The following is a 26956-nucleotide window of genomic DNA, read 5'->3' as shown; positions in this document are numbered from 1 at the left end:
CCAGCGCCGGTTCAGCTCACTTCTTGACCAGCGGGCACTTGGAGTCGGCCAGCTTGGTGAAGGCGTCGTCGCCCGGGATGCGGGTCACGACCTTGAAGTAGTCCCAGGGCTCGGTGGACTCCTTGGCCGACTTCACCTGCAGCAGGAACATGTCGTGCACGCCGCGGCCGTCTTCCTTGCGGATCGTGCCCTTGGTGTAGAAGTCGTTGATCGGCGTGGCCTTCATCTGGGCCACCACCTTGTCGCCGTCGTCGGTCTTGATGGCCTCCACCGCCTTCAGGTAGTGCGCCACCGCCGAGTAGTCCGCCGCCTGCAGCGACGAGGGCATGCGCTTCATCTTCTCGAAGAAGCGGCGCGCCCAGGCGCGTGCCTCGGGGCTCTGGTTCCAGTACCAGCTGTCGGTCAGGTACATGCCCTCGGTGGTCTTCAGGCCCAGCGAATGCACGTCGTTGATGAACATCAGCAGGCCGGCCAGCTTCATCGTCTTGGTGATGCCGAACTCGTTGGCCGCCTTGACCGCGTTGATGGTGTCGCCGCCCGCGTTGGCCAGGCCCAGGATCTGGGCCTTGGAGCTCTGCGCCTGCAGCAGGAAGGAGGAGAAGTCGCTCGCGTTCAGCGGGTGCTTCACCGCGCCCAGCACCTGGCCGCCGGACTTGGTCACCACCGCCGAGGTGTCGGCCTGCAGCGAGGTGCCGAAGGCGTAGTCCGCCGTCAGGAAGTACCAGCTCTTGCCGCCGGCCTTGGTCACCGCCGCGCCCGTGCCGTTGGCCAGGGCCACCGTGTCGTAGGCGTAGTGGATGGTGTAGGGCGTGCATTCCTCGTTGGTCAGGCGCGAGGTGCCGGCGCCGATCGAGATGAAGGGCTTCTTCTTCTCCGCCGCCACCTTGGCCATCGCCAGGCTGGTGCCGGAGTTGGTGCCGCCGATCAGCAGGTCCAGGCCCTGCGTGTCGAACCACTCGCGCGCCTTGGACGCGGCCACGTCGGCCTTGTTCTGGTGGTCGGCGAAGACCAGCTCGATCTTCTTGCCGGCGGCCATGCCCTTGGCATCCGCGATCGCGAGGCGGATCGCCTCCACGCCGCCGGCGCCGTCGATGTCCGCGTAGACGCTGGACATGTCGGTGATGATGCCGATCCTGACCACGTCGCCGGAAATCTGCGCCTGCGCGCCGAAGCTGCCGCAGGCCAGCACCGAGGCCAGGGCAAGGGTCTTGAGGGTCGTCTTCATCGCTTGTCTCCTTTTCTAACGGCCTCGTCGGGCCACGCGGGTTTCAGACTCGAAGCTCGAAATCAACGGGTGCGGTCACGCGGTGACCGCACGGGGATTCACACGCTCAGCAGCTCGTCGAGCAGCGCGCGCTTGCTCTCGAGCTGCGCGGCGGCGAAGGACTCGACCACCTGGCCGTGCTCCATCACGACGAAGTGGTCCGCCAGCGGCGCGGCGAAGCGGAAGTTCTGCTCCACCATCACGATGGTGAAGCCCTGCGCCTTGAGCGCGGTGATCATGCGGGCCAGCGCCTGGACGATGACCGGGGCCAGGCCCTCGGAGATCTCGTCCAGCAGCAGGATGTCGGCGCCGGTGCGCAGGATGCGGGCCACGGCCAGCATCTGCTGCTCGCCGCCGGACAGCCGCGTGCCCTGGCTGTGCCGGCGCTCGGCGAGGTTGGGGAACATCGCGTAGATCTCGTCCTCCGACATCACCTTGCCGCGCCCGCCCTTGAGCGTCGGCGGCAGCCGCAGGTTCTCCTCGGTGCTGAGCGACGCGAAGATGCCTCGCTCCTCCGGGCAGTAGCCCAGGCCCAGGCGCGCGATGCGGTGCGTGGGCAGCTGCACGGTTTCCTGGCCGTGGACCTTGATCGAGCCGCTGCGGCGGTCGGTCAGGCCCATGATGGCGCGTAGCGTCGTCGTGCGGCCGGCGCCGTTGCGGCCCAGCAGGGTCAACACCTGGCCCTGCGGCACGGCCAGGTCGATGCCGTGCAGGATGTGGCTTTCGCCGTACCAGGCCTGCAGGCCCTTGATCTCGAGCGCGTACGCCATCAATGGGCTCCCTGCAGCTCGGCGGCCTCGGAACCCATGTAGGCCTCGAGCACCTTCGGATGGCGGGAAACGGTGGCGTAGTCGCCCTCGGCCAGCACGGCGCCGCGCGCCAGCACGGTGATGCGGTCGGCGATGCTGCTGATCACCTTCATGTTGTGTTCCACCATCAGCACGGTGCGGCCTTCGGCGACGCGCTTGATCAACGCGGTGACACGGTCCACGTCCTCGTGGCCCATGCCCTGGGTCGGCTCGTCGAGCAGCATCAGCTCCGGCTCCATCGCCATCGTCGTGGCGATCTCCAGCGCCCGCTTGCGGCCGTAGGGCAGGTCGGCAGCACGCAGCGCGGCCATGTCGCGCAGGTCGACGAGCTCCAGCAGCTCCAGCGCGCGGCCGTCCAGCTGGCGCAGGCCGCCCAGGCCCTTCCAGAAGTGATAGCTCGTGCCGGTGAAGCGCTGCAGCCCGATGCGCACGTTCTCCAGCACCGTCAGGTGGGGGAACACGGCCGAGATCTGGAAGGAGCGGATCACGCCGCGGCGGGCGATCTGGGCGGGCTTCTCGCCGGTGATGTCGTGGCCGTTGAAGAGGATCTGGCCGCGGGTCGGCGTCAGGAACTTCGTGAGCAGGTTGAAGCAGGTGGTCTTGCCGGCGCCATTGGGGCCGATCAACGCATGGATGTGACCGCGCTGCACTTGCAGGTCGACGGAGTCCACGGCGGTGAAGCCCTTGAACTCCTTGGTCAGTTTGCGTGTCTCCAGGATGAGGGTGCTCATCGGCGCAAGGTGGGCGCCGGTGTGCGGAGCCTCTGTAGTGGAGCCAGGAATTTAGGGCCCCGGCGGGCGCCCTCGACAGCGTAAAACCCTTTACGCAGCATTGCGCAAGGGCTAACCCGGGGGCCTTCGTCAAGGGCGTGCCCGGCAGGTTCGGATCACGCAACAGGCGTCTTTCACGAGGCTGACGAACGGGGGCCAGGACGTGCCACAACAGCGGCACAGCGAACGCGTGTCACCGGAATCTCCTGCGGGAGAGCGGTGCTTCTTCCGATCGGGGAGCGCGCGCCGCGGGCCGCGTGGCTATGCTGCGCGCCTGCTCGAACGCAGGACATCCCCGAGGCGCGCCGGACGCGCCTCGCGACACGACATGACAAGCACAGGAGGTTCCTCATGATCCGTTCCGGAAAGTTCGCCGCCCTCGGTCTCGCGCTCGCGCTGGCCGCGGCGGGCGTGCAGGCGGCGGCCCCGCAGGTGAAGACCCAGGCGCCGGGCTACTACCGCCTGATGCTGGGCGATTTCGAAGTCACCGCCCTCAGCGACGGCACCGTCGACCTGCCGGTGGACCAGCTGATGGACAAGGCCAAGCCCGGCAGCGTCGTGAAGGCGCTGGGCAAGCAGTTCCTGAAGCCGCCGGTGGAGACCTCGATCAATGGCTACCTGATCAACACCGGCACCAAGCTGGTGCTGATCGACACCGGCGCCAATGGCGCCTTCGGTCCGACCACCGGCAAGCTGCTCGCCAACCTGAAGGCGGCGGGCTACCAGCCCGAGCAGGTCGACGAGGTCTACATCACCCACCTGCATCCCGACCATGCGGCGGGGCTGAGCAAGGACGGCCAGGCGCTGTTCCCGAACGCGGTGGTGCGGATGGACCAGCACGATGCCGACTACTGGTTGAACCTGGACAACGCCGCCAAGGCGCCGGCCGGGCACAAGGACTTCTTCGCTGCCGCGATCGCGGCGCTCAAGCCCTACAAGGACGCGGGCCGGCTCAAGCCGTTCAGCGGCGAGACCGAGCTGGTGCCGGGCGTGCGCACGCACGCGGCCTACGGCCACACGCCGGGCCACACGGTCTACATGGTCGAGAGCCAGGGCCAGAAGCTGGCGGTGTGGGGCGATCTGATGCATGTCGCCGCGGTGCAGTTCCCGGACCCGTCGGTGACGATCGCCTTCGACACCGATTCGAAGGCGGCGATGCCGCAGCGCAAGCTGGCCTACGCCGATGCGGCGAAGCAGGGCTACTGGGTGGCGATCGCGCATGTGTCCTTCCCCGGCATCGGCCACGTGGCCGCTGACGGCAAGGGCTATCGCTGGGTGCCGGTGAACTACAGCGTCAAGCCTTGAGGGGCAGGGCGACGGCGGGCGTGCCTCCCACCGACGCCCTCAATCGAAATACTGCTGCCGCAGGCGCTCGTAGCGCCCATCCCGCCTGAGGCGGTCCAGCGCGACCTGCAGCCGCCGCGCGACCGCCGGGTCGCTGTCGGCGGGCAGGCCGAACCAGTAGGCCTTGTCCACGTCCATCGACAGCACCGGCGTCAGCGTCGAGTACGGCAGCTTCAACTCGCGCAGGTGCCAGGCCGCGGCCCAGTCCAGCATCACGATCAGGTCCATGCGGCCGGCGAGCAGCTTGCGCAGGTTGGTGGCGTCGTCCAGGCCCAGTTCCAGCTCCTGCTCCGGCCGCAAGCCGTCCGCCAGCAGCTGACGGGCGGCGGCCGAGTCCCGCGACACCCCCAGCCGCAGCCCGTTGAGCTGCTTGAGGCTGGCCGGACGCACGTCCGTGCGGTGGCGCAGCCGGTACACGAGGATCCGGCGCGGACTGATCGGCCCGACCCAGCGGTATTGGTGTTCGCGCTCTGGCGTGCGCACCAGCGAGAACAGCACGCTGTCGGCGCGCCGCGCCGCTTCCTGCACCGAGCGCTGCCAGGGCAGCACCTCTATGCGCAGCCGCACGCCGGCCTCGGCGCTCATCAGACGCAGCAGCTCGGTGCTGAAGCCGCTCGCCTCGCCCGCTTCGGCGTAGTTCAGCGGCGGCAGGTTCTCGGTGAAGGCGACCAGCTCGCGCGGCGCGTCCTGGACCGCGCTGGCCGGCACCTGCGCGGCGATCGCCGTCGGCATCGCGCCCGCGATCAGGCCCGCCGCCAGCAGGAGGCAGCTCAGACGGCGCTCCTGCAGGGGCTCGATCACGTTCGGCATCGGCGCAGTGTAGGAAGCGGTGATGACACGGCGCCAACGGGGCGCCCGGTGAAACGTCAACAAGGTCACGGCATCAAGCCCGGGGAAGCCCTTTCCCTCCGAAGAGGGGAACGGCGTGCAGGCGCGCGCCCGTCGGCGCGGCGACGGCTATCCTGCGCGCCGCCGCGAAGTCGCCAGGATCGGCGCCGCGCTACGTTTCCCAGGGAGAACACCACATGAAGACGCTTCGGGTCGCCGCGATGGCCGCCCTGATGGCCACCGGGGCCACCTCCGCCACCTCGACCATGGCCGCCACCGCCGCCGAATTGGGCGAGCCGCTCGTTTATGCCTCGATCGCCGTGGGCGGTGTCGACGGCAGCCATGAGTCCTACAAGCGCGACGGCAGCCAGCTGTCGATCGGTTATGGGCTGGGTTATCGCTTCAATGCCAACTACAGCGTCGAGCTGTATTCACGCAGCCTGGAGTTCAAGATCTTCGGCCCGCGCCGCGACTTCGAATATCCGGACTCGCATGTCGGCATCGCGGCCGTGGGCCGCTATCCGCTGGCGCGGATGTTCAGCCTGACCGGTCGCGTGGGCATCGGCCGCACCAAGATGTCCCGCGACGACGGCGTGAACCCGAGCGACAAGACCACCGTGACCGCCGGCGTCGGCGCCGCGCTGGAGTTCGGCCGCCACGTCGCGCTGACCGCGGGCTACGAGCGCTTCTCCGGCATCAACACCGGCCTGTGGCTGGTGGGCTGGCAGCTGGCGTATTGAGCCACCGGTCGCCGGGGCGCCGCAGCGCCGGCCCCCGGGCCCGCCCCGCGCCGTCTCAGGCGTCCGTCTGCTTCTGGAAGACCAGGCCCGCGTGCTCGCGCAGCGCGTGGAACTTGATCTTGGGCCAGTTCTCCTGCATCGCGCGGAGCTCGCCGGCGTACTCGAGCAGCACCGTCGGCGCGTTGACCGCGTCCCAGGCGACGCGATGGGCGTTGTGGTCGATGAAGCGACGCAGCTCCTTCTCACCGCCGTCGGCCTCGTCGCAGGTCACCCAGCGCGCGACGTTGTAGCGCGCCGGCGTGATGCGGGCCTTGACGCCGTACTCGTGTTCCAGGCGGTGCGCGACGACCTCGAACTGCAGCTGGCCGACCGCGCCCAGCAGCAGCACACTGCCGGCCTCGGGGCGGAAGACCTGGATCGCGCCTTCCTCGCCGAGCTGGCGCAGGCCCTCGCGCAGCTGCTTGGTCTTGAGCGGGTCCGCCACCTCGACCGAGCGGAACATTTCCGGCGCGAAGAAGGGCAGGCCGGTGTACTGCAGCGCCTCGCCCTCGGTGATGGTGTCGCCCAGCTGCAGCACGCCGTGGTTGGGGATGCCGATGATGTCGCCGGCGAAGGCCTCGTCCAGCAGCTCGCGGCGCTGCGACAGGAAGCTCACCACCGTGTTGGGCCGCAGCTCCTTGCCCGAGCGCACGACCTTGAGCCGCATGCCGCGCTCGAAGTGGCCCGAGGCCACGCGCAGGAACGCGATCCGGTCCCGGTGCGCCGGGTCCATGTTGGCCTGGATCTTGAAGACCACGCCGGTGAACTTGGGCTCCTCGGGCTGCACCACGCGCTGCATCGCGGCGCGCTCGGCGGGCGCGGGTGCCAGCTCGACCAGCGCGTCCAGCACTTCCTGCACGCCGAAGTTGTTCACCGCGGAGCCGAAGAACATCGGCGTCTGCCGGCCGGTGAGGAACGCTTCCTCGTCGAAGGCGGGGGCCGCCTCGTTGACCAGCTCGATCTCGCCCTGCGCGTTCTCGTACTGCATGCCGAAGCGCTCGACATAGGCCGGGTTGTCCAGGCCCTCCAGCACTTCCTCGGTGCCGGCGGCGCGGTCCTCGCCGGGCGAGAACACGCGCATGCGCTGCTGACGCAGGTCCATCACGCCGTGGAAATGCTTGCCCATGCCGACCGGCCAGGTGAAGGGGACCACCGTCATGCCCAGTTCGCGCTCGATCTCGTCCATCAGCGCCAGCGGCTCCTGGACCTCGCGGTCCAGCTTGTTGACGAAGGTCAGGATCGGCGTGTTGCGCGCGCGGCAGACCTGCAGCAGGCGGCGGGTCTGCGGCTCCACGCCGTTGGCCGCGTCGATGACCATCAGCGCCGCGTCGACGGCGGTCAGCACGCGGTAGGTGTCTTCCGAGAAGTCCTGGTGGCCCGGGGTGTCCAGCAGGTTGATGACGCAGTCGCGGTATTCCATCTGCATCACCGACGAGGCCACCGAGATGCCGCGCTGCTTTTCGATCTCCATCCAGTCGGAGGTCGCGTGGCGCGAGGCCTTGCGCGCCTTCACCGAGCCCGCGATCTGGATCGCGCCGGAGAACAGCAGCAGCTTTTCCGTCAGCGTGGTCTTGCCCGCGTCAGGGTGCGAAATGATGGCGAAGGTGCGACGGCGGCGCACTTCGGACTGGATACGGCTGGGCTGATCGGTGGACATGACGGCTCTTGGGCGGCGAACCCGCGATTATCGGGGTTCTTCCTTGCCGCGACCCGGCCCCCAGGCCGGTGTCATGAACGGACGCACCCGCGCCAGCAGGCGCTCCACGTAGTCCGCCTTCTCGCCGACGGGCGCCGCGTAGGTGAGCGCGTCGCGCGTGGCGGCCTCGCCGGCCTTGCTCCACATCAGCCACGCCGCCAGGTATTGCGAGGCCAGGCAGCCGCCCGAGGTGGCCACCGGGCCGCGCGCATGGAAGGGTTCGTCGAGCACCCGCACGCCGGCCTCCACCAGCCAGGGCCGGGTGCTCGCGTCGGTGCAGGCCGGTGCGTCGCCCAGCAGCCCCAGGCGCGCCACCAGCAGCGCGCCGGAGCACTGCGAGGCGATCAGCTGCCGCGTCGGATCGATCTGCAGCCGGTCCAGCAGCGCCGAGTTCTCCGCGATCGCCCGCGTGTAGATGCCGGAGCCGAACCAGACCGCGTCGGCCTCGTTGGCCCATTCGAGCGGGCGTTTCAGCTGCACGGTGACGCCATTCATCGAGGTCACCGCCGGACCCGGCCCGCACAGCTCGGCGGACCAGCCCTGCGGCTTGAGCCGGTTCAGCAGTCCCAGCGGAAGGAAGCTGTCGATCTCGTTGAAGCCGTCGAAGGAGAGGATGGCGATGCGCATCGGAGGTCCCACCAGGCGATGCGGCCGACTGTAGCGCTCACACCCGCGCCGCCCAAGCCGGTGGGGTTATTGCCGCGGGCTCACTCGCCGGCCAGCAGGCGGAAGGTGTGGCGCGCCATCATGAGTTCCTCGTCGGTGGGGATGACCCAGGCCTCGCAGCGGCTGTCGACGGTGCTGAGGCGGCGTTCGGGCGGGCCGTCGCGGTTGGCGGCCTCCTGCACCGACACCCCCAGCCACAGGCAGCGCGACAGCACCCGGCGGCGGATCTCGGCCGAGTGCTCGCCGATGCCGGCGGTGAACACCAGGCCGTCGAGGCCGCCCATCTCGGCGGCCAGCGCGCCGATCTCGCGCGCGACGCGATGCACGAACACGTCGACCGCGAAGCGCGCCCGCGGCCCATCGCTGGCCAGCAGCTGCCGCATGTCGCTGGACACGCCCGACAGCCCCAGCAGCCCGGACTCCTTGTAGAGCAGCGTCTCCAGTTCGCGCGCGTCCATGCGGTGCTCGTCCATCAGGTAGAGCAGCACGCCCGGGTCGACGGCGCCGCTGCGCGTGCCCATCGGCAATCCGTCGACGGCGGTGAAGCCCATGCTGCTGGCGATGCTGCGCCCGCGATGCAGCGCACAGGCGCTCGCGCCGTTGCCCAGGTGCAGGACGACGACGCGCCCGTCCGCCAGCCGCGGCGACAGCGCCGGCAGCCGCGACGCGATGTACTCGTAGCTGAGCCCATGGAAGCCGTAGCGCCGCACGCCGGCCTCGAACAGCGCATACGGCAGCGCGAAGGCGTCGGCGACGTCGGACTGGCCGCGGTGGAAGGCGGTGTCGAAGCAGGCCACCTGCGGCAAGCCGGGCAGGGCGGCGAAGGCGCGGCGGATCGGCGCCAGGTTGTGCGGCTGATGCAGCGGCGCCAGCGGGACCAGCGTCTCCAGCTGGCCGAGCACCGCCGGCGTCACCACCACCGGTTCCTGGAAGGCCGTGCCGCCGTGCACGACGCGGTGCCCGATGCCCAGCATCGAGAGGCCCGGGAATTCGTGCCGGACGAATTCGACCAGGTGCTCGAGCGCCCCCTCGTGGCCGAGCTGCTCGCCCACCGGCCAGTCGCGCGAGCCCGCCTTCGTGCCGTCGGCATGGGCGGCTTCGAAATGCGGCGTCGCGGTGCCCAGGCCCTCGACCTGCGCGCGCAGTTCGAGCCGCAGGGGCCCCTGCCGGCGATCGTCGTGCAGCGAGAACATCGACAGCTTGATGCTGGACGAGCCGGCGTTGACGACCGCGATGAACTCGCCTTCCAGCCTTGGACCCATCGCTCACCCCTTCATGAGGACCGCCATCGATGCCAGACATCTGCCCGTTTCCAGCACCGCCGCGCGACCCCCGCGTCGCTTGATTTGTTGCAGCGCAGCATGCATCATCGACCGCGACTCGTCGTGAAAGCCCGAGGAACAAACAGGGTCAAGCGCGCGGCGGGTCGGGGCGTCGGAAAACTTGTCCGAGCGCGCGGCGACAACGGGACGCCGTGCCGTCTGCAGCACAGGGAGCCAGCCAGTGATCACCTCGTTCCGAAGCGCCGGAGGGCCGGCCGGCCAGGTGCCGTCCATCGCGCCATCCATCGCGCATCCGCCCAGCGCCCATCCCCATTACGACCGCCTCATCGAGGCCGTGCGGCACCTGCCGCCGCTGCGCATGGCCGTCGTGCATCCGTGCAGCGACGTGGCGCTGCTGGCGGCGACCGAGGCCGCCTCGCTCGGGCTGATCGAGCCGGTGCTGATCGGCCCGGCGGGCAAGGTGTCGGAGGCCGCGGCCGCCGCCGGCGTGGACCTGGCGCGCTTCACGCTGTTCGATGTCCCGCACAGCCACGCGGCCGCCGAGATGGCGGTGACGATGGCGCTCAAGGGCAGCGTGGACGCGCTGATGAAAGGCAGCCTCCACACCGACGAACTGATGGGCGCCGTCGTGCGCCGCGAGGGCGGGCTGCGCACCGCCCGGCGCATCAGCCACTGCTTCGTGATGGACGTGCCGGGGCATCCCCAGCCGCTGATCATCTCGGACGCCGCGATCAACATCGAGCCGACGCTGGAGGAGAAGGTCGACATCGTCCAGAACGCGATCGACCTGGCCCATGCGCTGCGCCTGCCCGAGGTGCGGGTGGCGCTGCTCTCGTCGATGGAGACGGTGAATCCGAAGGTGCCGTCGACGATCGACGCGGCGGCGCTGTGCAAGATGGCCGACCGCGGACAGATCACCGGCGCGGTGCTGGACGGCCCGCTCGCGATGGACAACGCGATCGATCCGGAGGCGGCCCGCATCAAGGGCATCGTGTCGCCGGTGGCGGGCCGGGCCAACGTGCTGATCGTGCCGGACCTGGACGCCGGCAACATGCTGGCCAAGAGCCTGAGCTTCCTGGCGCAGGCCTACGCGGCGGGCGTGGTGCTGGGCGCGAAGGTGCCCATCGTGCTGACCAGCCGCGCCGATTCGCGCACCGCGCGGCTGGCGTCCTGCGCGCTGGCCTCGATGCTGGCCGAGGCCCGCCGTGGCGGGCGCATCAAGGCGATCGGCTGAGACCGCGACCGGCCCACGAAAAAGGGGACCTCGCGGTCCCCTGGCTGCCGGCGGCGGGTGCGCCCGCCGTCGCGGCGATCACTCTTCCAGCAGCGAGCGCAGCATCCACGCGGTCTGCTCATGCACCGTCAGGCGCTGGGTGAGCAGGTCGGCGGTCGGTTCGTCGCTGGCCTTGTCGACCAGGTCGAACAGCGCGCGCGCGGTGCGGGCCACGCCTTCATGGCCGTCCACCAGGATGCGCACCATGTCCAGCGCCTTGGGCGGCGTGGCCGGCGCGTCCGGCAGCGAGCTCAGCTGCGCGAACTGGGCGTAGGAGCCCGGTGCCTTGTGGCCCAGCGAGCGGATGCGCTCGGCCACCGGGTCGACCGCGTTCCACAGCTCGGTGTACTGGGCCATGAACATCGCGTGCAGCGAGTTGAACATCGGCCCCGTCACGTTCCAGTGGAAGTTGTGCGTGGTCAGGTACAGGGTGTAGGTGTCGGCCAGCAGCTTGGACAGGCCCTGCGCGATCGCGGCGCGGTCCTTGTCGCTGATGCCGATCTGGAGGGACGGCGCACCCTTGGCGGAGGGCGCCTTGGCGGGAGAGGGGCTCTTCTTGGCCATCGAGGGACTCCTTCTGGGAATGGAAGACAAAAGACGCTGCGCAGCCTAACTGATCCACGGCCGCGGTCGTGTGAACGGCGCGCGCGTCAGACGACGCTGTGGCGCATCCAGTCGATCAGCGTCTGCGTGTTCAGCGCGGCGCCGGCGGCGACCAGCAGCCAGCCCACGGCGCGTTGCCCGGATCGAAGGGTCATGTCTTGCTCCTTGCAGATGAACCCGCGACGGGACGCGCCTCGGGCGCTGGCCGCGTTTGTAGGTCCTCGATTCGCCGCCGACATCTCCCGGACGGAGGATGCCGGCGGCCGATGAGGTGCTACTTTAGTGATTGACTATCGATACGACTATTCGAATAGCCTCACCGGCGTCATAGCCAGAATCAAACGCGGCGGCACCAACGAAAAAGCCGCCCGGAGGCGGCTTCGCTGGGGCGTCGGGCGATCAGGCCTGGACGCGACGGCGGCGGCTCCAGCCCAGGCCCAGCAGGCCCAGGCCGGCCAGCGCGAAGGAGGCCGGTTCCGGCACCGCATTGGCGTTGATGAAGTCGCGGTGGATGCTCACCGGCACGAAGCCGTTGAACTCGCCGAAGCTGCTGTTCAGCGCGTCATCCACGTCGCCCCAGAAGCTGCCGAAGGTCAGGCCGAAGGAGGTGACCGACGCCACCTTGCCGTCGATGAACTCCGGACCGCCCGAGTCGCCGCCGGCCGAGGACACCTCGTTGGCGCCGCGGCCGGTGTTGCAGAACTTGGCGCTGGGCGGCAGGCCCAGGCCGTCGACCGCGATGTTGCAGGCCAGGTCGTTGGCGGGCAGGCCGTTGTCGAAGTCCGACAGGTAGGTGTGCTCGATCTGCTCGGCCGGCTCGCCCAGGATGTCGGCCCAGACGCCGCCGAAGTCGGCGTCGCCGAGGCGGAAGTCATAGCGGTTGTCGCCCTGGCGCAGGCGGCCGGTGCCCAGGTTGTCGCCGACGTTGCCGCCGGTGTCCGAGCGCGCGCCGTAGCCGGCGATGTTGAAGTCCTTGCCGGTCAGGTCATCGCCTTCATACAGGCCGTGGGACTTGATCGACCAGTCCACCAGCTTGTCCAGCGACAGCACGGCGATGTCGTTCTGGTCGATCACCTCGCCGGTGTAGGCGGCGTGGACCGCGTAGTTGGTCACCTGGTAGGCGAACGAGGGCTGGTTCCAGGTGATGTTGTCGGGGTCGTTGCCGGTATAGAAGTAGACCGAGGTGCTCAGCGGGCGCGCGTTCGTGCCGTCGCTGACGCAGTGGGCGGCGGTCAGGATCGAGCGCTGGTTGGGCAGCAGCGTGCCGGAGCAGATGAACTGGCCGGCCGCGCCGTAATCCATGATCAGCGTCGCGACGCCGCCGTACTGCGAGCGCGGCGCGAAGTAGCGCGGATCGCCGCCGCCGGCGGCGGTGGCGGTCGAGGTCACGCCGACGATGGTGCTGGCGGCGGTCCAGCTCAGGCCATTGGCGGAGCCCGACACGGTGGTCGGGCCCGCATGCGCCACGCCCGCGGTCAGCAGCGCGGCGGCGAGGAGGGTGGGTCGAAGTTTCAAGATTTCCCCCTGATGCGATGGTTGGACATGGCGACGCCCCCAGGACCCTGCGTCCGGGGCGAGCGCGGCCACGGAGCCGGGTAGGCGCCGTGCGCATAGCGAGGCTATCGGTGACGACTTCGTGAGAAATTCACGGATACCCTGACGACCCCCGCTTCGAGGGGGGCGGGTCTTGCCAGCCCGTCGCGGCCCGTCGCGGCCGGCGGCGGGGGGACTACCGCGGGCCGGTCAGGAGAGCAGCTTCACGCCGCTGAGCTTGCAGGCGTAGACCGCGTTGCGCAGCGCGGCGACCGCCTCGTAGCGGGTGAAGGTGCGGCGCCAGGCCAGCACCACGCGGCGCGTCGGGGCCGGGTCCTCGAAGGGCACGTAGCGCAGGTGCGGCGGCACATGCTCCGGCACGCTCAGCGCCGGCACCACGGTGACGCCCATGCCGGAGGCCACCATGTGCTTGATCGTCTCCAGCGAGCTGCCCTCGAAGCTCTTGCGGATGCCCTCGGCGTCGGTGGAGAAGCGCGCGAATTCCGGGCAGACCTCCAGCACGTGATCGCGGAAGCAATGGCCGTTGCCCAGCAGCAGCATGGTTTCGGCCTTGAGCTCCTCGGCGCTGATGCGCTCCTTCTTCGCCAGCGGATGCACCGCCGGCACGGCGACGACGAAGGACTCGTCGTACAGCGGCGCCACCGCCAGGCCGGCGTCGGGGAAGGGCTCGGCCATGATGGCGCAGTCCAGCTCACCGGTGCGCAGCATGTCCAGCAGCTTCTGGGTGAAGTTCTCCTGCAGCATCAGCGGCATGCGCGGGTAGAGGTCGATGCAGTGGCGCACCAGCTCGGGCAGCAGGTAGGGCCCGATCGTGTAGATGATCCCCAGCCGCAGCGGGCCGTCCAGCGGGTCCTTGCCGCGCTTGGCGATGTCCTTGATCGCGCTGGCCTGCTCGATCACCGACTGGGCCTGGCGCACGATGTCCTCGCCCAGCGGGGTCATGGTCACCTCGTTGGCGCCGCGCTCGAAGATCTTGACGTCGAGCTCCTCCTCCAGCTTCTTGATCGCCACCGACAGCGTCGGCTGCGAGACGAAGCAGGCTTCCGCCGCGCGGCCAAAGTGGCGCTCGCGGGCGACGGCGACGATGTAGCGCAATTCGGTCAGGGTCATGGGCCGGCATTGTCCTCAGAATGCGGCCTTCTGGCACCGTCCCGTACACTGCCGCCCCACCCCAAGGGCCCCGGCCCATCCTCCAGGGGACACGCATGACCGAACCGACCCCCCCCTACGCCGCGCCGCGCCCGCAGGCGACCGCCGACCGCAAGCCCGTGACGCTGCAGCGCCTGCTCGACATGCATGCCGCCGGCGAGAAGATCGCGATGCTGACCGCCTACGACGCCACCTTCGCCCATGCGATGGAGGAGGCCGGCGTGGATTCGATCCTGATCGGCGACTCGCTGGGCAACGTGGTGCAGGGGCTGCAGACGACGGTGCCGGTCACGCTGGAGTCCATGGTCTATCACACCGCCTGCGTGGCCCGCGCGCGCCGCCTGGCCTGGATCGTGGCCGACCTCCCCTACGGCACGTATCACGAGTCGCCGCAGGTCGCCTGGCGCCATGCGATGCAGCTGGCGCAGGCCGGCGCCCACATGGTCAAGCTCGAGGGCGGCGGCTGGACCACCGACACGGTGCGCTTCCTCACCGAGCGCGGCATCCCCGTCTGCGCCCACCTCGGACTCACGCCGCAGACCGTCACCGCGCTGAGCGGCTACAAGGTCCAGGGCCGCGATGAAGCCGGCGCCGCGCAGATCCGGGCGCATGCGCGCGAACTCGTCGACGCGGGCGCGCAGATGCTGCTGCTCGAGATGGTGCCCGCCGCGCTGGCCGGCGAGCTCACGCGCTCGCTGGGCGTGCCGGTGATCGGCATCGGCGCCGGCGCGGAATGCTCCGGCCAGGTCCTGGTCATGCACGACATGCTGGGCGTGGGCGGCGGCCGCAAGCCTCGCTTCGTGCGCGACTTCATGCAGGGCTCGGCCTCGGTCGGCGAGGCCTTCGCCCGCTACGTCGCCGACGTCAAGTCCGGCGCCTTCCCGGCGCCCGAGCACAGCTACTGATCATGCAGATCCATCACGACATCGCCGGCCTGCGCGCCGCGCTCGCGGGCGACCGCCCGGTCGCCTTCGTGCCCACGATGGGCAACCTGCACGACGGCCACCTGGCGCTGGTGCGCCAGGCCCGCGCGGCGGTGGGCGAGGGCGGCCTCGTGGTCGCCAGCATCTTCGTCAACCGGCTGCAGTTCGCGCCGCACGAGGACTTCGACCGCTACCCCCGCACGCTGGCGCGGGATGCCGAGCTGCTCGAGGGCGCGAGCTGCGACCTCGTCTTCGCGCCCGACGAGCGCGAGATGTATCCCGAGCCGCAGGGCTACAAGGTGCATCCGCCCACCGAGCTGGCCGACATCCTCGAGGGCCACTTCCGCCCCGGCTTCTTCGTCGGCGTCTGCACCGTGGTGGCCAAGCTGTTCCAGATCGTGCAGCCGGACGTGGCCGTCTTCGGCAAGAAGGACTACCAGCAGCTGATGGTGATCCGCCGCATGGTCGACCAGCTGGCGATGCCGATCCGCATCCTGGCCGGCGAGACCGAACGCACTGCCGATGGCCTGGCGCTGTCCTCGCGCAACGGCTACCTGAGCGAGCAGCAGAAGCAGGACGCGCTGCTGCTGTCGCGCACGCTCAAGGCGATGATCGGCCGCTGGCAGGCGGGCGAGCGCGACCTGGACCGCATCGAGGCCGACGCCATGCAGGCGCTGCGCGACGCGGGCTGGGCGCCGGACTACCTGACGCTGCGCCGCCGGCATGACCTCGGCCCGGCGCGCGAGGGCGAGGCGTTGGTCGCGCTGGCGGCCGCCCGGATCGGCCAGACGCGCCTCATCGACAACCTCGAGTTCTGAAACCGACGGTGTCTTTCCGTCGCCGATCCTGGGCACTCCGGGGCGCGGATGGCGACGCTGGGTGACACCCATCACCCTGTGAAGGTGTCGTTAGGGAAAGCCCGATCGGTTTTCGTGCGGGCCGCGCACCGGGGCCATGACGTGTGTCGAGGCGACCACGATACTTCGCGCTTCTTTGCCAGAAGCGGGGGCCACAAGCTCCCATTGCGAGCCCCCATGAAGACGACTTCCTTCTCTTCCTCGATCGCCGCCGCTCCCCGGTGGCTGGCCCTCTCGGCCGCCCTGGGCGGTGCCCTGATGCTGGCCGCCTGCGGCGGTGGCGATGACAACGACAGCGGCAGCCCGGCGCAGAGCCCCAAGCCCAACCCGGTGACGACGCCGCCGACGCTCACCTGCAGCGCCGCCGGCATTGCCGCGTCGAACGCCAGCACTGCCGCGCGCACCGTGTGCATGCTGACCAGCGACGGCGAGATCGTCATCGAGCTGGACGCCCGCACGCCGATCACCACCGACAACTTCCTGAAGTACGTCAGCGCCAAGTACTACGACAACACCATCTTCCATCGCGTCGTGCCGAACTTCGTGGTGCAGGGTGGCGGCTTCTCGACGGGTTACGTGGCGAAGAATCCTGGCGCCAACCTGGGCGGCACGATCAAGCTGGAGACCAACGTCGGCCTGTCCAACACGAAGTACACGATCGCGATGGCGCGTGGCACTGCGGCCGACTCGGCGACCAGCCAGTTCTATTTCAACTCGGTCGACAACAGCGCGACGCTGGACTACAAGAGCGCCTCGCAGCCGGGTTATGCCGTCTTCGGTCGCGTCATCTCGGGCCAGGCCACGGTCGACAAGATCAACGCCGAGCCCCAGCTCTACAGCGGTTCGGAAGTGACCGCCACCGAAGTGCTGCTGTACTGGGCCATCCAGCTGAAGTAAGGGCCCTGACTAGGCCTTGAGGTACTCGGTCTTGTGACCGAGCCACCGCTCCACGTGCAGCCGCGCCGCCCGCGGCTGCTCGTCGAGCAGTTTCGGCGCCAGCGCGCGCGCGGCGCTCAGCAGCGGCGCGTCTTCCTGCAGGTCGGCGAAGCGCAGCAACTGCGCGCCGCTCTGCCGCGCCCCCATGAATTCCCCCGGCCCCCGGATGTCGAGGTCGCGCCGCGCGATCTCGAAGCCATCGGTGGTTTCGGCCATCGCGCGCAGGCGTGACTTGCCGGTGTCCGAGAGCGGCCCGGTGTAGATCAGCACGCACACGCTGGCGACCGAGCCGCGGCCGACGCGTCCGCGCAGCTGGTGCAGCTGCGACAGGCCGAAGCGTTCAGCGTGCTCGATGACCATCACGCTGGCGTTGGGCACGTCGACGCCGACCTCGATGACGGTCGTCGCGACCAGCACCTGCATCTGCCCGCCGCTGAACAGCGACATCACCGCCGCCTTTTCCGCCGGCGCCATGCGGCCATGGAGCAGCCCCACCATCTTTCCGGGCAGCGCGTCGCCCAGCTCGGCGTGGGTTTCGGTCGCGTTCTTGAGGTCGAGCGCTTCCGACTCCTCGATCAGCGGACAGACCCAGTAGACCTGGCGGCCGTCGTCGACGGCCGCGGCGATCTTCTCGATCACGTCGTCGCGCCGGCTGTCGGCGAACACGCGGGTCACGATGGGGCTGCGGCCGGGCGGCAGCTCGTCGATCGTCGACACGTCCAGGTCGGCGAAGTAGGTCATCGCGAGCGTGCGCGGGATGGGCGTGGCGCTCATCATCAGCAGGTGCGGCTCGAGCGGGCCTGAACCGGGCGGCACGCCCGGCCCGGCGGTGGCCGCCGCGCCGGCCGCCTCGTCCGCGAGCTTCTTGCGCAGCGCCAGCCGCTGCGCCACGCCGAAGCGGTGCTGCTCGTCGATGATGGCCAGCCCCAGCCGGTGGAAGCGGACCTTGTCCTCGATCACCGCGTGCGTGCCCACGATCAGCGTCGCCTCGCCCGAGGCGGCGGCGTCGAGCATCTTCTGCCGCGCCTTGCCCTTGACGCTGCCGGTGATCCACGCCACGCGGATGCCCAGCGGCTCCAGCCAGCCGATCAGCTTGCGGAAATGCTGCTCGGCCAGGATCTCGGTGGGCGCCATCAGCGCGCACTGCCAGCCGGCGTCGATGGCCACGGCCGCCGCGAGCGCCGCCACCACCGTCTTGCCGGAGCCGACGTCGCCCTGCAGCAGCCGGTGCATCGGCTGGGGGCGGGCGAGGTCGGCGGCGATCTCCTCGGCGACGCGGCGTTGCGCGCCGGTCAGCGCGAAGGGCAGGGCGGCGAGCAGCCGTTCATGCAGCCCACCGGGCGCGCCACGCAGCACCGGCGCGCGCAGGTGGGCGCGCTCGCGCTGGGCGCGCTGCTGGCTGAGCTGCTGCGCGAGCAGCTCCTCGAACTTGAGCCGTTGCCAGGCCGGATGGGTGTGATCTTCCAGTGTCGACAGGCCGGCCGACGGCGGCGGGTGATGCAGGAAGTTCAGCGCCTCGCGCAGCGGCGGCAGGCCGCGCGGAATCAGCGCCTGCGGCAGCACCTCGTCCAGCGGCGCGCGGCGCAGCGCCGAGGCGACCGCCTTGCGCAGGTAGGCCTGCGGCAGTTGCGCGCTGGTGGGGTAGACCGGCGTCAGCGACGCGGCCAGCGGCGTGTCCGCGTCGACCTTGCGGAAGCTGGGATGGACCATCTCCCGGCCGAAGAAACCCACGCGGATCTCGCCGCGCACGCGGGCGCGGGTGCCGACGGCCAGCGTCTTCTGGTGCGAGGGGTAGAAGTGGAGGAAGCGCAGCGTCAGCAGGGCGCCGTCGTCGTCGCGCAGCTTGACCAGCAGTTGCCGCCGGCCGCGGATCTCGATGCGGCTCTCGATCACCTCGCCCTCGCACTGCAGCGTGTCGCCATCGCGGGCCTGGCCCAGCGGCGTCAGCGTGGTCTCGTCCTCGTAGCGCAGCGGCAGGTGCAGCGCGAGGTCGATGTCGCGCGTCAGCCCCATTTTTTCCATCGCCTTCTGCGGCGCGGACTTGGCGGCCGGCGTCTCGGTCGCCGGCGCGCGCCCGCTCGGATCGGCCCCCGCGCGTTTCGCGGCGGGCGACGACGGCGGCGGCGGGACGGTGCTGCGGGCCTCGGACATGGCCGCGATTCTGCCTCGGCGTCTCCCCCGTTCGGGTGGAGCGGGTGCACCCGGGGCTGGCGCGGCAAGGGCCTCGGGCAGAATCCGCCCGCTTCAAAAAGAAGACAAATTGATACATCGGGAGGATTTCTTGAATACGAACAAGCGTATGCGCGCCGGCTGGGCCGGCGTGCTGATCAGTGCCGCGCTGCTGAGCGCCTGCGGTGGAGGCGGTGGGGGCGATGACGCGCCACCGCCGCCGCCGCCGGTCCAGGGCGTGGCCATTCCGGACAACCTGGCGATCGCCGCCGCCGCCTCGACCGACGTCACGTCCGGCACCGCCTTCACCAGCAATGCCGCGGCCACCACCGGCCTGAGCTTCGCGTGGAACTTCGGCGACGGCACGACCAGCACCGAGGCCAGCCCCAAGCACGACTACGCCAAGGTCGGCGACTACGCGGTGACGCTGAAGGTCTCCAACGCCGCGGGCGCTTCCAAGGAAGTGAAGTGGACGGTGTCGGTCAACAACCGCACCCACGTGCAGGGCCTGAGCTGCACCGGCGCCGAGGGCGCCGGCTGGTGCTGGCAGGCGCCGCGGCCGACCGGGACCGTGCCGGCGGCCTTCTTCTTCATCGACGCGAGCAATGGCTGGTCGGTCGGTGACAACGGCGAGATCCTGCGCACCCGCGACGGCGGCGGCAGCTGGACCAAGCAGGCCTCCGGCCTGACGACGCGGCTGACGACGATCCGCTTCTCCGACGCCAACAACGGCTGGGCCGCCGGCGACGCGGGCGCGCTGCTGCGCACCACCGATGGCGGTGCGCGCTGGACGCTGCAGCCGACCGCGCAGCCGCCGATGACCGGTGCCTCGCTGCAACTGGCCGGCGCCGGCACGATGGTGATGTCGATGAACGGCCTGATCCGCGCGACCGCGGACGGCGGCGCGACCTGGAGCCAGGCGACGCTGACGCAGGAGCCGATGCTGGCCGCCGACGGCACGCTGTGGTGGTTCGACAGCGGCGCGCTGCGCAAGTCCACCGACCTGGGCAAGACCTCGACGGTGGTGCTGCCGGCCACGCCCAACGTGCCGCTGAGCGGCTTCCAGGTCTTCGGCAACGCGGTGGTGGCCACCGGCACGAGCTCGAACTACGTGAACGGCCAGGGCTGGGTCTACACCCTCTCGATCCGCCAGAGCGCCGATGGCGGCCAGAACTGGGACACGGTCGTCCCGCAGGGGCTGCCGTCGACCGGCTACTTCTCCTCGGGCAATCCGCAGTTCGTCGATGCGTCCACCGGCGCCGTCGTCACCAACGGCACGCTGTACCGCAGCGTCGACGGCGGACGGAACTGGTCCGCGGTGGCAGCGCCGGCGAACGTGTACCCCGGGTTCACGGTCAGCTACAGCCTGGCCGCCCGCGGCGTCTGGATGCGGCAGTACTACGCCGCGTCCGGCCTCGGCACCGTGACCGAGCTCAGCACCGACCTGGGCCTGACCTGGCGCGCCGCGCGCCTGGACTTCGGCGGCCAGCTCACGCCCATCGACGGGCAGACCTGGCTGGTGACCGGCTGGGACAGCGTGACGCGGATCAGCACCGACCTGCGGACCTGGAAGCGCATCGCGGGTCCGGACGCCGATGCGGCGGGCAAGACGCTGCAGGCCTTCTGGTTCTTTGATGCCAAGCGCGGCCTGGCCCTGTCGGCCAAGGGCGACCTGATGGAAACCGCCAACGGCGGCCTGGACTGGACCGTCAAGGTCGGTGGGCTGACCAGCTCGGGCTACTACTCGATGCTGCCGCGCTTCCAGTTCGTCGACGCGAAGAAGGGCTGGCTGCTGGCGGCGGACGGTCGCATCTACCTCACCGACGACGGCGGCCTGAGCTGGCTCACGCCGCTGCAGTCGAGCGGGCGCACCGTCACCGCCTTCCACTTCATCGACGCGAGCACCGGCTTCGCGCTGGCCAGCGACTACCAGCAGTCGCAGCAGCGTCAGTTGCTGCTGGCGACGACGGATGGCGGCAAGTCCTGGACGCAGCAGGCGACGCTGGACGGCTACTACAACGACCTGAAGTTCAGCGGCCCACTCAAGGGCACGCTGGTCGGCAACGGCGGCGCGGTGGTGGTCACCAGTGACGGCGGCAAGACCTTCACCGGTCGCTTCTCCGGCACCAGCGCGACCCTCCACCAACTGGCCTTCAGCGATGCCGACACCCTCTGGGCGGTCGGCGATGGCGGCCTGCTGATGTCGAGCAAGGACGGTGGCGCGAGCTGGACCCTCCAGACCAACGTCAGCCTGCCGATGACCGGCCTGCGCGCTATCCGCTTCCTGACGGCGCAGCAGGGCTGGGCGGTCGGCGACAGCGGCACCGTGCTGATGACCACCGATGGCGGCGCGACCTGGAAGAAGCAGTTCGTGGGCACGCAGGGCTCGCTGACGCAGGTGTTCTTCGTCGACGCACGCACCGGCTGGGTCGCGGGCAGCGCCGGCACCTTGCTGGCCACCGGCACGGGCGGCCAGTAAGCCGTCGCACGGCCCGCGACGGCCCGCGACGGCCCGCGACGGCCCTCGACGGGCCGTCGCCCGTCCCCTGAAGCCGGCCCGGTCGCGAGACCCGGCCGGCTTTTTCACGGCCCTGCGTGATCGATTGCCGCTTCCGGGCCCGCAACCGGGCATTTCCCCCGGGTCGTCGAGGCGACCGCCGCCACGGTCCGCTGCTAGGCTATGCCGACCTCCCTGGCCCGTCCGCACCGACCGATCATGACCACCCGCCGCGACAGCCTCCTCCGGCTCGCCGCCGCCGCCTTGCCGCTGCTGCCGGCGCTGCCGGCGCGGGCGGCGGAGCGACCGCTGCGCCTGGTCGCGACCGAGTTCCCGCCCTACACCGGCAGCGCGCTGCCGGGCGGCGGCGTGGCCTGCGAGGTCACCCGCGCCGCGCTGCGGCAGGCCGGTCGCGAGATGGAGCTGAGCTTCCGGCCCTGGGCGCGTGCGCTGCTCGAGTTCCAGCGCGGCGACCACGACGGTGTCATCGGCACCTGGCGCTCCGAGGAACGCGAGCGCACCATGCGCTTCCCGCCGCCGCTGGGCATCGTGAACCAGGTCGGCTTCATGGCGCGGACCGACCGCAAGCGCCGCATCGATGACCTGGGCGCGCTGGCCGGGCTGCGCATCGGCGTCGTCCACGGCTACGTGAATCCGCCCCGCTTCGACGCGGCGAACCTGTCCGTCGAAGGCGCGGTGGACGACCTGGCCAACCTGCGCAAGCTGCTGGCCGGGCGCGTCGACCTGGTGCTGATCGACAAGGGCGTCGGCGCCCACCTGATGGAGACGCAGCTGCGCGAGGCGGCCGGCAGGTTGACCTGGCTCGATCCGGCGGTCTCGGAGATTCCGCTGTACACGGTGTTCTCCAAGGTCCGGCCCGAGGGCGAGCGCTTCGCCGCCGCGCTTTCCCGAGGCGTCGGCGAGCTGCAGGGCACTGGCCGGCTGGCGGCGCTGCTGCACCAGGGCGCGCGCTGGCAGTGAGGCCCCGCGGCCCGGCCGCGCCGGGCGCCCATGGGAGAATCGCCGCTTCCGTTCCCCCTCCGTTCCCTTCCGATTGGCACGGGTCCGTCCGGCCCTCAACGCGCATGTCCCGTCACTTCACGGTGAGCGATTTCGACTTCGCTCTGCCCCCCGAACTCATCGCCCAGCATCCCGCCGCCGAGCGCAGCGCCTCACGGCTGCTCGATGGCCGCGCCGACCCACCGGTCGACCGCGTGTTCCGCGAGCTGCCCGAGCTGCTCCATCCCGGCGACCTGCTGGTGTTCAACGACACCAAGGTCATCAAGGCGCGCCTGTACGGCGCGAAGGCCAGCGGCGGGGCGGTCGAGGCCCTGGTGGAGCGGGTGCTGCCCGGCACGCGCGAGGTCTGGGCCCACATGCGCGCCAGCAAGAGTCCCAAGCCGGGCGCGGTGGTGCGTTTCGCCAAGGCCTTCGATGCCGAGGTGCTGGGCCGCTGCGGGCCGGACGACGGCCTGTTCCACCTGCGCCTGTCCGGTGATCCGTTCGAGCTGCTGGAGCGGCACGGCCATGTCCCGCTGCCGCCGTACATCGCCCACGACGACTCCGCCGACGACGTGCGGCGCTACCAGACCGTGTTCGCGCGTGAGCCCGGGGCCGTCGCCGCGCCGACCGCCGCGCTGCACTTCGACGAGGCGCTGCTGGCGCGCCTGGCCGAGCGCGGCATCGGCACGGCGCATGTGACGCTGCACGTCGGCGCCGGCACCTTCCAGCCGGTGCGGGTCGAGTCGCTGGCTGAGCACAAGATGCACAGCGAGTGGTTCCAGGTCACGCCCGAGACCGTCGACGCGATCGCGCGCTGCCGCGCCGCCGGCGGCAAGGTCACGGCGGTCGGCACCACGACGCTGCGGGCGCTGGAGTCGGCCGCGCTCGGTGGTGGCCTGAAGGCCGGGGCGCGCGAGACCGACATCTTCATCACGCCCGGCTTCGACTTCCAGGTCGTGGACCGGCTGGTGACGAATTTCCATCTGCCCAAGAGCACGCTGATGATGCTGGTCTCGGCCTTCGCCGGTTACGAGCCGGTCATGGCGCTGTACCGCCACGCGATCGCCCAGCGCTACCGCTTCTTCAGCTACGGCGACGCGATGCTGCTGGAGCGCACCCGCGGCTGAGCCCGCCCGCCGGTGTCACAACCGGGTAGGCTGCGTCGTCTTGTGAGCAAGACGACACCGGACGACGCGCCATGCCCGACATCGATTCCTCCTCTGCTGCTTCCGATGGCGGCCACGCCGCGCCGGCGGCGGCCGACCAGTCCCCGGCGGCCCGCGCGCTGCGCTTCGACCGCGAGCACGCGCGCCCGCTGCGCGCGCTGGCCTACCGGATGCTGGGCTCCCGCGCCGAGGCCGAGGACATGGTCCAGGAAGCCTGGCTGCGCTGGGCCGATGTCGACGAGACCACGGTGCGGCACGTGGGCGCCTTCCTGTCGCGCCTGGTGACCAACCTCTGCCTGGACCGTCTGCAGTCGGCGGCGGCGCGGCGCGAGCAGTACGTCGGTGTCTGGCTGCCGGAGCCGCTGGTCGACGAGGCCGGCGACTGGTCGCCCAGTCCCGAGGCGCAGGCCGAGTTCGCGCAGGACGTGTCGGTGGCCTTCCTGTTGACGCTGGAGCGGCTGTCGCCGCTGGAGCGGGCCGCCTTCCTGCTGCATGAGGTCTTCGAGCTGGACTTCGACGAGATCGCGCGCCGCCTGGGTCGCAGTGCCGCGGCCTGCCGCCAGCTGGCGAGCCGGGCGCGGCAGCACGTCAAGGCGGACTACGCGCGCCACGAGGTCGAGGACGAGGAGCGCCAGCGCCTGTTCCAGGCCTTCATGGGGGCGCTGCAGTCCTTCGACGTCGAGGGCCTGGCCCGCGTGCTGACCGACGACGCGGTGCTGCTGGCCGACGGCGGCGGCAAGGCGTCCGCGGTGCCGCGGATGCTCGAGGGCGGCGCGCTGGTGGCGCGGACCTTCGTCGGCTTCGTCCGGATGCGCACCAGCCGGGACTGGCGCGTGCGGCCGGCGCAGGTCAACGGGCTGCCGGGCTACATCGTCTACGACACCGCCGGCGAGCCGATCCAGACGGTGGCGCTGCGACCCGCTGCGGCGCCCGGCCGCATCAGCGCGATCTACGTCCAGCGCAATCCGGACAAGCTGCGCCACCTGCCCCGCATGGAGCCCTTGGCGACCCCCGCACCGGATCGGCCCGCGATGCCCGATCCGGGGGCGGACACGCCCCCCTGAAGCGCGGGATGCGCCCATCCGGGGCGTGACGCAAGTCCCGACCCCCGATGCGGACTGTGGTGTCCCCCCGCGCCCACGGGGGGTTGTGAATCCCTACCTTTAGGGACAATCGCCGCCACAAGACCTCTTCACTGCTCGGGACCTCTCATGACGCCGTTGGTTCGTACTTCCATCGCTGTGGCCGCCACGCTGTTCAGCGGCCTGGCCGCCGCCACCACCATCGGCGGACTGGTGAACACCGGCGCCGGCCTGGCTGCCGGCAGCAAGGACAGCAACTACTCGTTCTCCGCGATCGGCAACGCGGCCGGCCTGAGCGGCAACGGCATCGTCAGCAACGGCAGCCTGGATCCGTTCCCGAGCTGGCTGGCCAACACGGCCAGCTCCTCGTGGCTGATCCCCGGCGCCAACCAGAACACGAACTACAGCCCGACCTCGAACTCGGTCTTCACCTGGTCGCTGAGCTTCGACCTGACCGGCTTCGACGCCAGCAGCGCGTCGTTCACCGGCCAGTGGGCGGCGGACAACAAGGGCGTGCTGCTGCTCAACGGCAACGTGATCTCGACGATCTCCAGCCAGCGCGGTTACGCGGGCTGGACCTCGTTCGCCGCCTCGACCGGTTTCCTGGCGGGCGTGAACACGCTGCAGTTCGTCGTCACCGACAACGTCGACCGCACCTACAACTTCACCGGCCTGCGCGCGGAGTTCCTGAGCTCCAACGTCAACGCGACGATCGCGCCGTCGGTGCCGGAGCCGCACAGCTACGCGCTGATGCTGGCCGGCCTGGGCGCGCTGGGCTTCGTGGCGCGTCGCCGCCGCGGCTGAACGCCCGCGCCCGATGAGCAGAAGCCGCTGAGAGATCAGCGGCTTTTTTCATTGCACTGACCACCGGTCGCCCAACGAAAAAGCCGCCGATGAATGGCGGCTTTCGAGCCAGAGGCGCGGAGGGCTTATTCGTCGCCGCCGGTCAGCAGCGGGATGGAACCCTCGGAGTTCTTGCCCAGCAGGCCCGCGCGGCTGTACACGCCGAGCTTCTCGCGCGTGTCGGCGATGTCCAGGTTGCGCATGGTCAGCTGGCCGATGCGGTCGGCCGGCGAGAACGCCGCGTCTTCCACCTTCTCCATCGACAGGCGCTCCGGCGCATAGGTCAGATTGGGGCTGACGGTGTCCATGATCGAGTAGTCGTTGCCGCGGCGCAGCTCCAGCGTCACCTCGCCGGTGATCGCGCGGGCGACCCAGCGCTGGGCGGTCTCGCGCAGCATCAGGCACTGCGGGTCGAACCAGCGGCCCTGGTACAGCAGGCGACCGAGCTTCATGCCGTTCATGCGGTACTGCTCGATCGTGTCCTCGTTGTGGATGCCGGTGACCAGGCGCTCATAGGCGATGTGCAGCAGCGCCATGCCGGGGGCCTCGTAGATGCCGCGCGACTTGGCCTCGATGATGCGGTTCTCGATCTGGTCGCACATGCCCAGGCCGTGGCGGCCGCCGATGCGGTTGGCTTCCATGAACAGCTCGACGGCGTTCGCGAACTGCTGGCCGTTGAGCGCGACGGGGACGCCTTCCTCGAAGCGCACGGTCACCGTCTCGGCCTTGATCGCGACGTCGTCCTTCCAGAAGGCCACGCCCATGATCGGGTTGACGATGTTCATGCCCTTGTTCAGGAACTCCAGGTCCTTGGCCTCGTGGGTGGCGCCCAGCATGTTGGAGTCGGTCGAGTAGGCCTTCTCCACGCTCATCTTGTAGTCGAAGCCATTGGCGATGAGGTATTCGCTCATCTCCTTGCGGCCGCCGAGTTCATCGATGAAGGTCTGGTCCAGCCAGGGCTTGTAGATCTTGAGCGCCGGATTGGCGAGCAGGCCGTAGCGGTAGAAGCGCTCGATGTCGTTGCCCTTGAAGGTCGAGCCATCGCCCCAGATGTTGACGCCGTCCTCGCGCATGGCCACGACCAGGGCGGTGCCGGTGACGGCGCGGCCCAGCGGCGTGGTGTTGAAGTAGGTGGCACCGCCGCTCCTGATGTGGAACGCGCCGCACTGGATGGCGGCGATGCCTTCGGCCACGAGCTGCGCGCGGCAGTCGATCAGGCGGGCGATGTCGGCGCCATAGGCCTTGGCCTTGCGGGGGATCTCGTCGTAGTCGGACTCGTCGGGCTGGCCGAGGTTGGCGGTGTAGGCGCAGGGGATCGCGCCCTTGCCGCGCATCCAGTGCACCGCGGCGCTGGTGTCCAGGCCGCCCGAGAAGGCGATGCCGACGCGCTCGCCGGCGGGAATCTTTTGGAGGATGGTTGCGGCCACGGGCAGTCTCGCGCGAAGTGGGAAAACAGCCGGCGA

The 26956-nt window shown here is 70.2% G+C and carries 23 protein-coding genes; 11 read left to right on the top strand and 12 right to left on the bottom strand.

Annotated features, from left to right (window positions below; genetic code table 11):
* Positions 1-16: 16 nt before the first annotated feature.
* The 3 genes from FHT38_RS22345 to FHT38_RS22335 all read right to left on the bottom strand — a co-directional run bounded on the left by FHT38_RS22345 (position 17) and on the right by FHT38_RS22335 (position 2804).
* Complete coding sequence (locus FHT38_RS22345) at positions 17-1225, bottom strand: ABC transporter substrate-binding protein (protein ID WP_091729485.1); 1209 nt, start codon at positions 1223-1225, stop codon at positions 17-19.
* 98 nt (positions 1226-1323) lie between these two features.
* On the bottom strand, positions 1324-2034 hold the full coding sequence (locus tag FHT38_RS22340; protein ID WP_091729481.1) for an ABC transporter ATP-binding protein: 711 nt from the start codon (positions 2032-2034) through the stop codon (positions 1324-1326).
* Entirely contained in the window at positions 2034-2804 is a 771-nt protein-coding gene (locus FHT38_RS22335; protein WP_183493267.1) for an ABC transporter ATP-binding protein, read from the bottom strand. The genes FHT38_RS22340 and FHT38_RS22335 overlap by 1 nt, the downstream gene beginning before the upstream one ends.
* A 390-nt stretch (positions 2805-3194) precedes the next feature.
* Here FHT38_RS22335 and FHT38_RS22330 point away from each other — a divergent pair, with 390 nt between their 5' ends.
* Positions 3195-4148, top strand: a complete 954-nt coding sequence (locus FHT38_RS22330) for an MBL fold metallo-hydrolase (protein ID WP_183493266.1) — start codon at positions 3195-3197, stop codon at positions 4146-4148.
* 39 nt (positions 4149-4187) lie between these two features.
* Here FHT38_RS22330 and FHT38_RS22325 read toward each other — a convergent pair whose 3' ends face one another.
* Complete coding sequence (locus FHT38_RS22325; RefSeq protein WP_221213996.1) at positions 4188-4988, bottom strand: ABC transporter substrate-binding protein; 801 nt, start codon at positions 4986-4988, stop codon at positions 4188-4190.
* A gap of 224 nt (positions 4989-5212) precedes the next feature.
* Between FHT38_RS22325 and FHT38_RS22320 the strand changes: the two genes are divergently transcribed.
* Positions 5213-5755: an outer membrane beta-barrel protein gene (locus FHT38_RS22320; RefSeq protein ID WP_091729465.1), complete on the top strand. Its 543-nt coding sequence runs from the start codon at positions 5213-5215 to the stop codon at positions 5753-5755.
* 55 nt (positions 5756-5810) lie between these two features.
* Here the strand turns inward: FHT38_RS22320 and FHT38_RS22315 are convergent, their stop codons facing one another.
* From FHT38_RS22315 to FHT38_RS22305, 3 genes are all read right to left on the bottom strand, one after another.
* Positions 5811-7451 (bottom strand): peptide chain release factor 3, encoded by a 1641-nt coding sequence (locus FHT38_RS22315; protein WP_183493265.1) that lies wholly within the window; start codon positions 7449-7451, stop codon positions 5811-5813.
* A gap of 27 nt (positions 7452-7478) precedes the next feature.
* Entirely contained in the window at positions 7479-8117 is a 639-nt protein-coding gene (locus FHT38_RS22310) for a DJ-1/PfpI family protein (RefSeq protein ID WP_183493264.1), read from the bottom strand.
* A gap of 80 nt (positions 8118-8197) precedes the next feature.
* Positions 8198-9418 (bottom strand): acetate/propionate family kinase, encoded by a 1221-nt coding sequence (locus FHT38_RS22305; RefSeq protein WP_183493263.1) that lies wholly within the window; start codon positions 9416-9418, stop codon positions 8198-8200.
* Positions 9419-9710: 292 nt separating this feature from the next.
* On the opposite strand from FHT38_RS22305, the gene FHT38_RS22300 reads away from it, so the two are divergent.
* The gene (locus tag FHT38_RS22300) at positions 9711-10673 is read left to right on the top strand and encodes a phosphate acetyltransferase (RefSeq protein ID WP_183484184.1); all 963 of its coding nucleotides are present in this window, start codon (positions 9711-9713) and stop codon (positions 10671-10673) included.
* A 78-nt stretch (positions 10674-10751) separates the two neighbouring features.
* Here FHT38_RS22300 and FHT38_RS22295 read toward each other — a convergent pair whose 3' ends face one another.
* The 3 genes from FHT38_RS22295 to FHT38_RS22285 all read right to left on the bottom strand — a co-directional run bounded on the left by FHT38_RS22295 (position 10752) and on the right by FHT38_RS22285 (position 13979).
* Positions 10752-11276 (bottom strand): Dps family protein, encoded by a 525-nt coding sequence (locus FHT38_RS22295; protein WP_091729451.1) that lies wholly within the window; start codon positions 11274-11276, stop codon positions 10752-10754.
* A 438-nt stretch (positions 11277-11714) separates the two neighbouring features.
* On the bottom strand, positions 11715-12830 hold the full coding sequence (locus FHT38_RS22290; protein ID WP_183493262.1) for a trypsin-like serine protease: 1116 nt from the start codon (positions 12828-12830) through the stop codon (positions 11715-11717).
* Between the two features lie 228 nt (positions 12831-13058).
* Positions 13059-13979, bottom strand: a complete 921-nt coding sequence (locus tag FHT38_RS22285) for a hydrogen peroxide-inducible genes activator (protein ID WP_091729441.1) — start codon at positions 13977-13979, stop codon at positions 13059-13061.
* A 95-nt stretch (positions 13980-14074) separates the two neighbouring features.
* On the opposite strand from FHT38_RS22285, the gene panB reads away from it, so the two are divergent.
* The 3 genes from panB to FHT38_RS22270 all read left to right on the top strand — a co-directional run bounded on the left by panB (position 14075) and on the right by FHT38_RS22270 (position 16695).
* On the top strand, positions 14075-14923 hold the full coding sequence (gene panB / locus FHT38_RS22280) for a 3-methyl-2-oxobutanoate hydroxymethyltransferase (protein WP_183493261.1): 849 nt from the start codon (positions 14075-14077) through the stop codon (positions 14921-14923).
* A 2-nt stretch (positions 14924-14925) separates the two neighbouring features.
* Positions 14926-15759 (top strand): pantoate--beta-alanine ligase, encoded by an 834-nt coding sequence (gene panC, locus FHT38_RS22275; protein ID WP_183493260.1) that lies wholly within the window; start codon positions 14926-14928, stop codon positions 15757-15759.
* A gap of 216 nt (positions 15760-15975) precedes the next feature.
* A complete protein-coding gene (locus FHT38_RS22270; protein WP_183483564.1) occupies positions 15976-16695 on the top strand; it encodes a peptidylprolyl isomerase in 720 nt (239 codons plus the stop codon).
* 9 nt (positions 16696-16704) lie between these two features.
* On the opposite strand, the gene recG is transcribed toward FHT38_RS22270, so the two are convergent.
* Positions 16705-18885 carry an ATP-dependent DNA helicase RecG gene (gene recG / locus FHT38_RS22265; protein ID WP_183493259.1) on the bottom strand — a complete coding sequence of 727 codons (2181 nt, stop codon included), beginning with the start codon at positions 18883-18885 and terminating at the stop codon, positions 16705-16707.
* A 130-nt stretch (positions 18886-19015) separates the two neighbouring features.
* Here recG and FHT38_RS22260 point away from each other — a divergent pair, with 130 nt between their 5' ends.
* The 5 genes from FHT38_RS22260 to FHT38_RS22240 all read left to right on the top strand — a co-directional run bounded on the left by FHT38_RS22260 (position 19016) and on the right by FHT38_RS22240 (position 25454).
* Positions 19016-21382 (top strand): YCF48-related protein, encoded by a 2367-nt coding sequence (locus tag FHT38_RS22260; RefSeq protein WP_183493258.1) that lies wholly within the window; start codon positions 19016-19018, stop codon positions 21380-21382.
* 237 nt (positions 21383-21619) lie between these two features.
* Positions 21620-22381 carry an ABC transporter substrate-binding protein gene (locus FHT38_RS22255; protein ID WP_183493257.1) on the top strand — a complete coding sequence of 254 codons (762 nt, stop codon included), beginning with the start codon at positions 21620-21622 and terminating at the stop codon, positions 22379-22381.
* 104 nt (positions 22382-22485) lie between these two features.
* Positions 22486-23529, top strand: a complete 1044-nt coding sequence (queA, locus tag FHT38_RS22250; RefSeq protein ID WP_183493256.1) for a tRNA preQ1(34) S-adenosylmethionine ribosyltransferase-isomerase QueA — start codon at positions 22486-22488, stop codon at positions 23527-23529.
* A gap of 71 nt (positions 23530-23600) precedes the next feature.
* Positions 23601-24632, top strand: a complete 1032-nt coding sequence (sigJ, locus tag FHT38_RS22245; protein WP_183493255.1) for an RNA polymerase sigma factor SigJ — start codon at positions 23601-23603, stop codon at positions 24630-24632.
* Between the two features lie 147 nt (positions 24633-24779).
* Positions 24780-25454, top strand: a complete 675-nt coding sequence (locus tag FHT38_RS22240; RefSeq protein WP_183493254.1) for a PEP-CTERM sorting domain-containing protein — start codon at positions 24780-24782, stop codon at positions 25452-25454.
* A gap of 125 nt (positions 25455-25579) precedes the next feature.
* Here FHT38_RS22240 and argG read toward each other — a convergent pair whose 3' ends face one another.
* Positions 25580-26920: an argininosuccinate synthase gene (gene argG, locus FHT38_RS22235; RefSeq protein ID WP_183493253.1), complete on the bottom strand. Its 1341-nt coding sequence runs from the start codon at positions 26918-26920 to the stop codon at positions 25580-25582.
* Positions 26921-26956 lie beyond the last annotated feature (36 nt).

This window comes from Mitsuaria sp. BK041 (genome assembly GCF_014193085.1).
Taxonomy (GTDB): Bacteria; Pseudomonadota; Gammaproteobacteria; order Burkholderiales; family Burkholderiaceae_C; genus Roseateles.
Note: the sequence above shows the minus strand (reverse complement) of the source record. Positions and strands in the feature narration are given on the sequence as shown.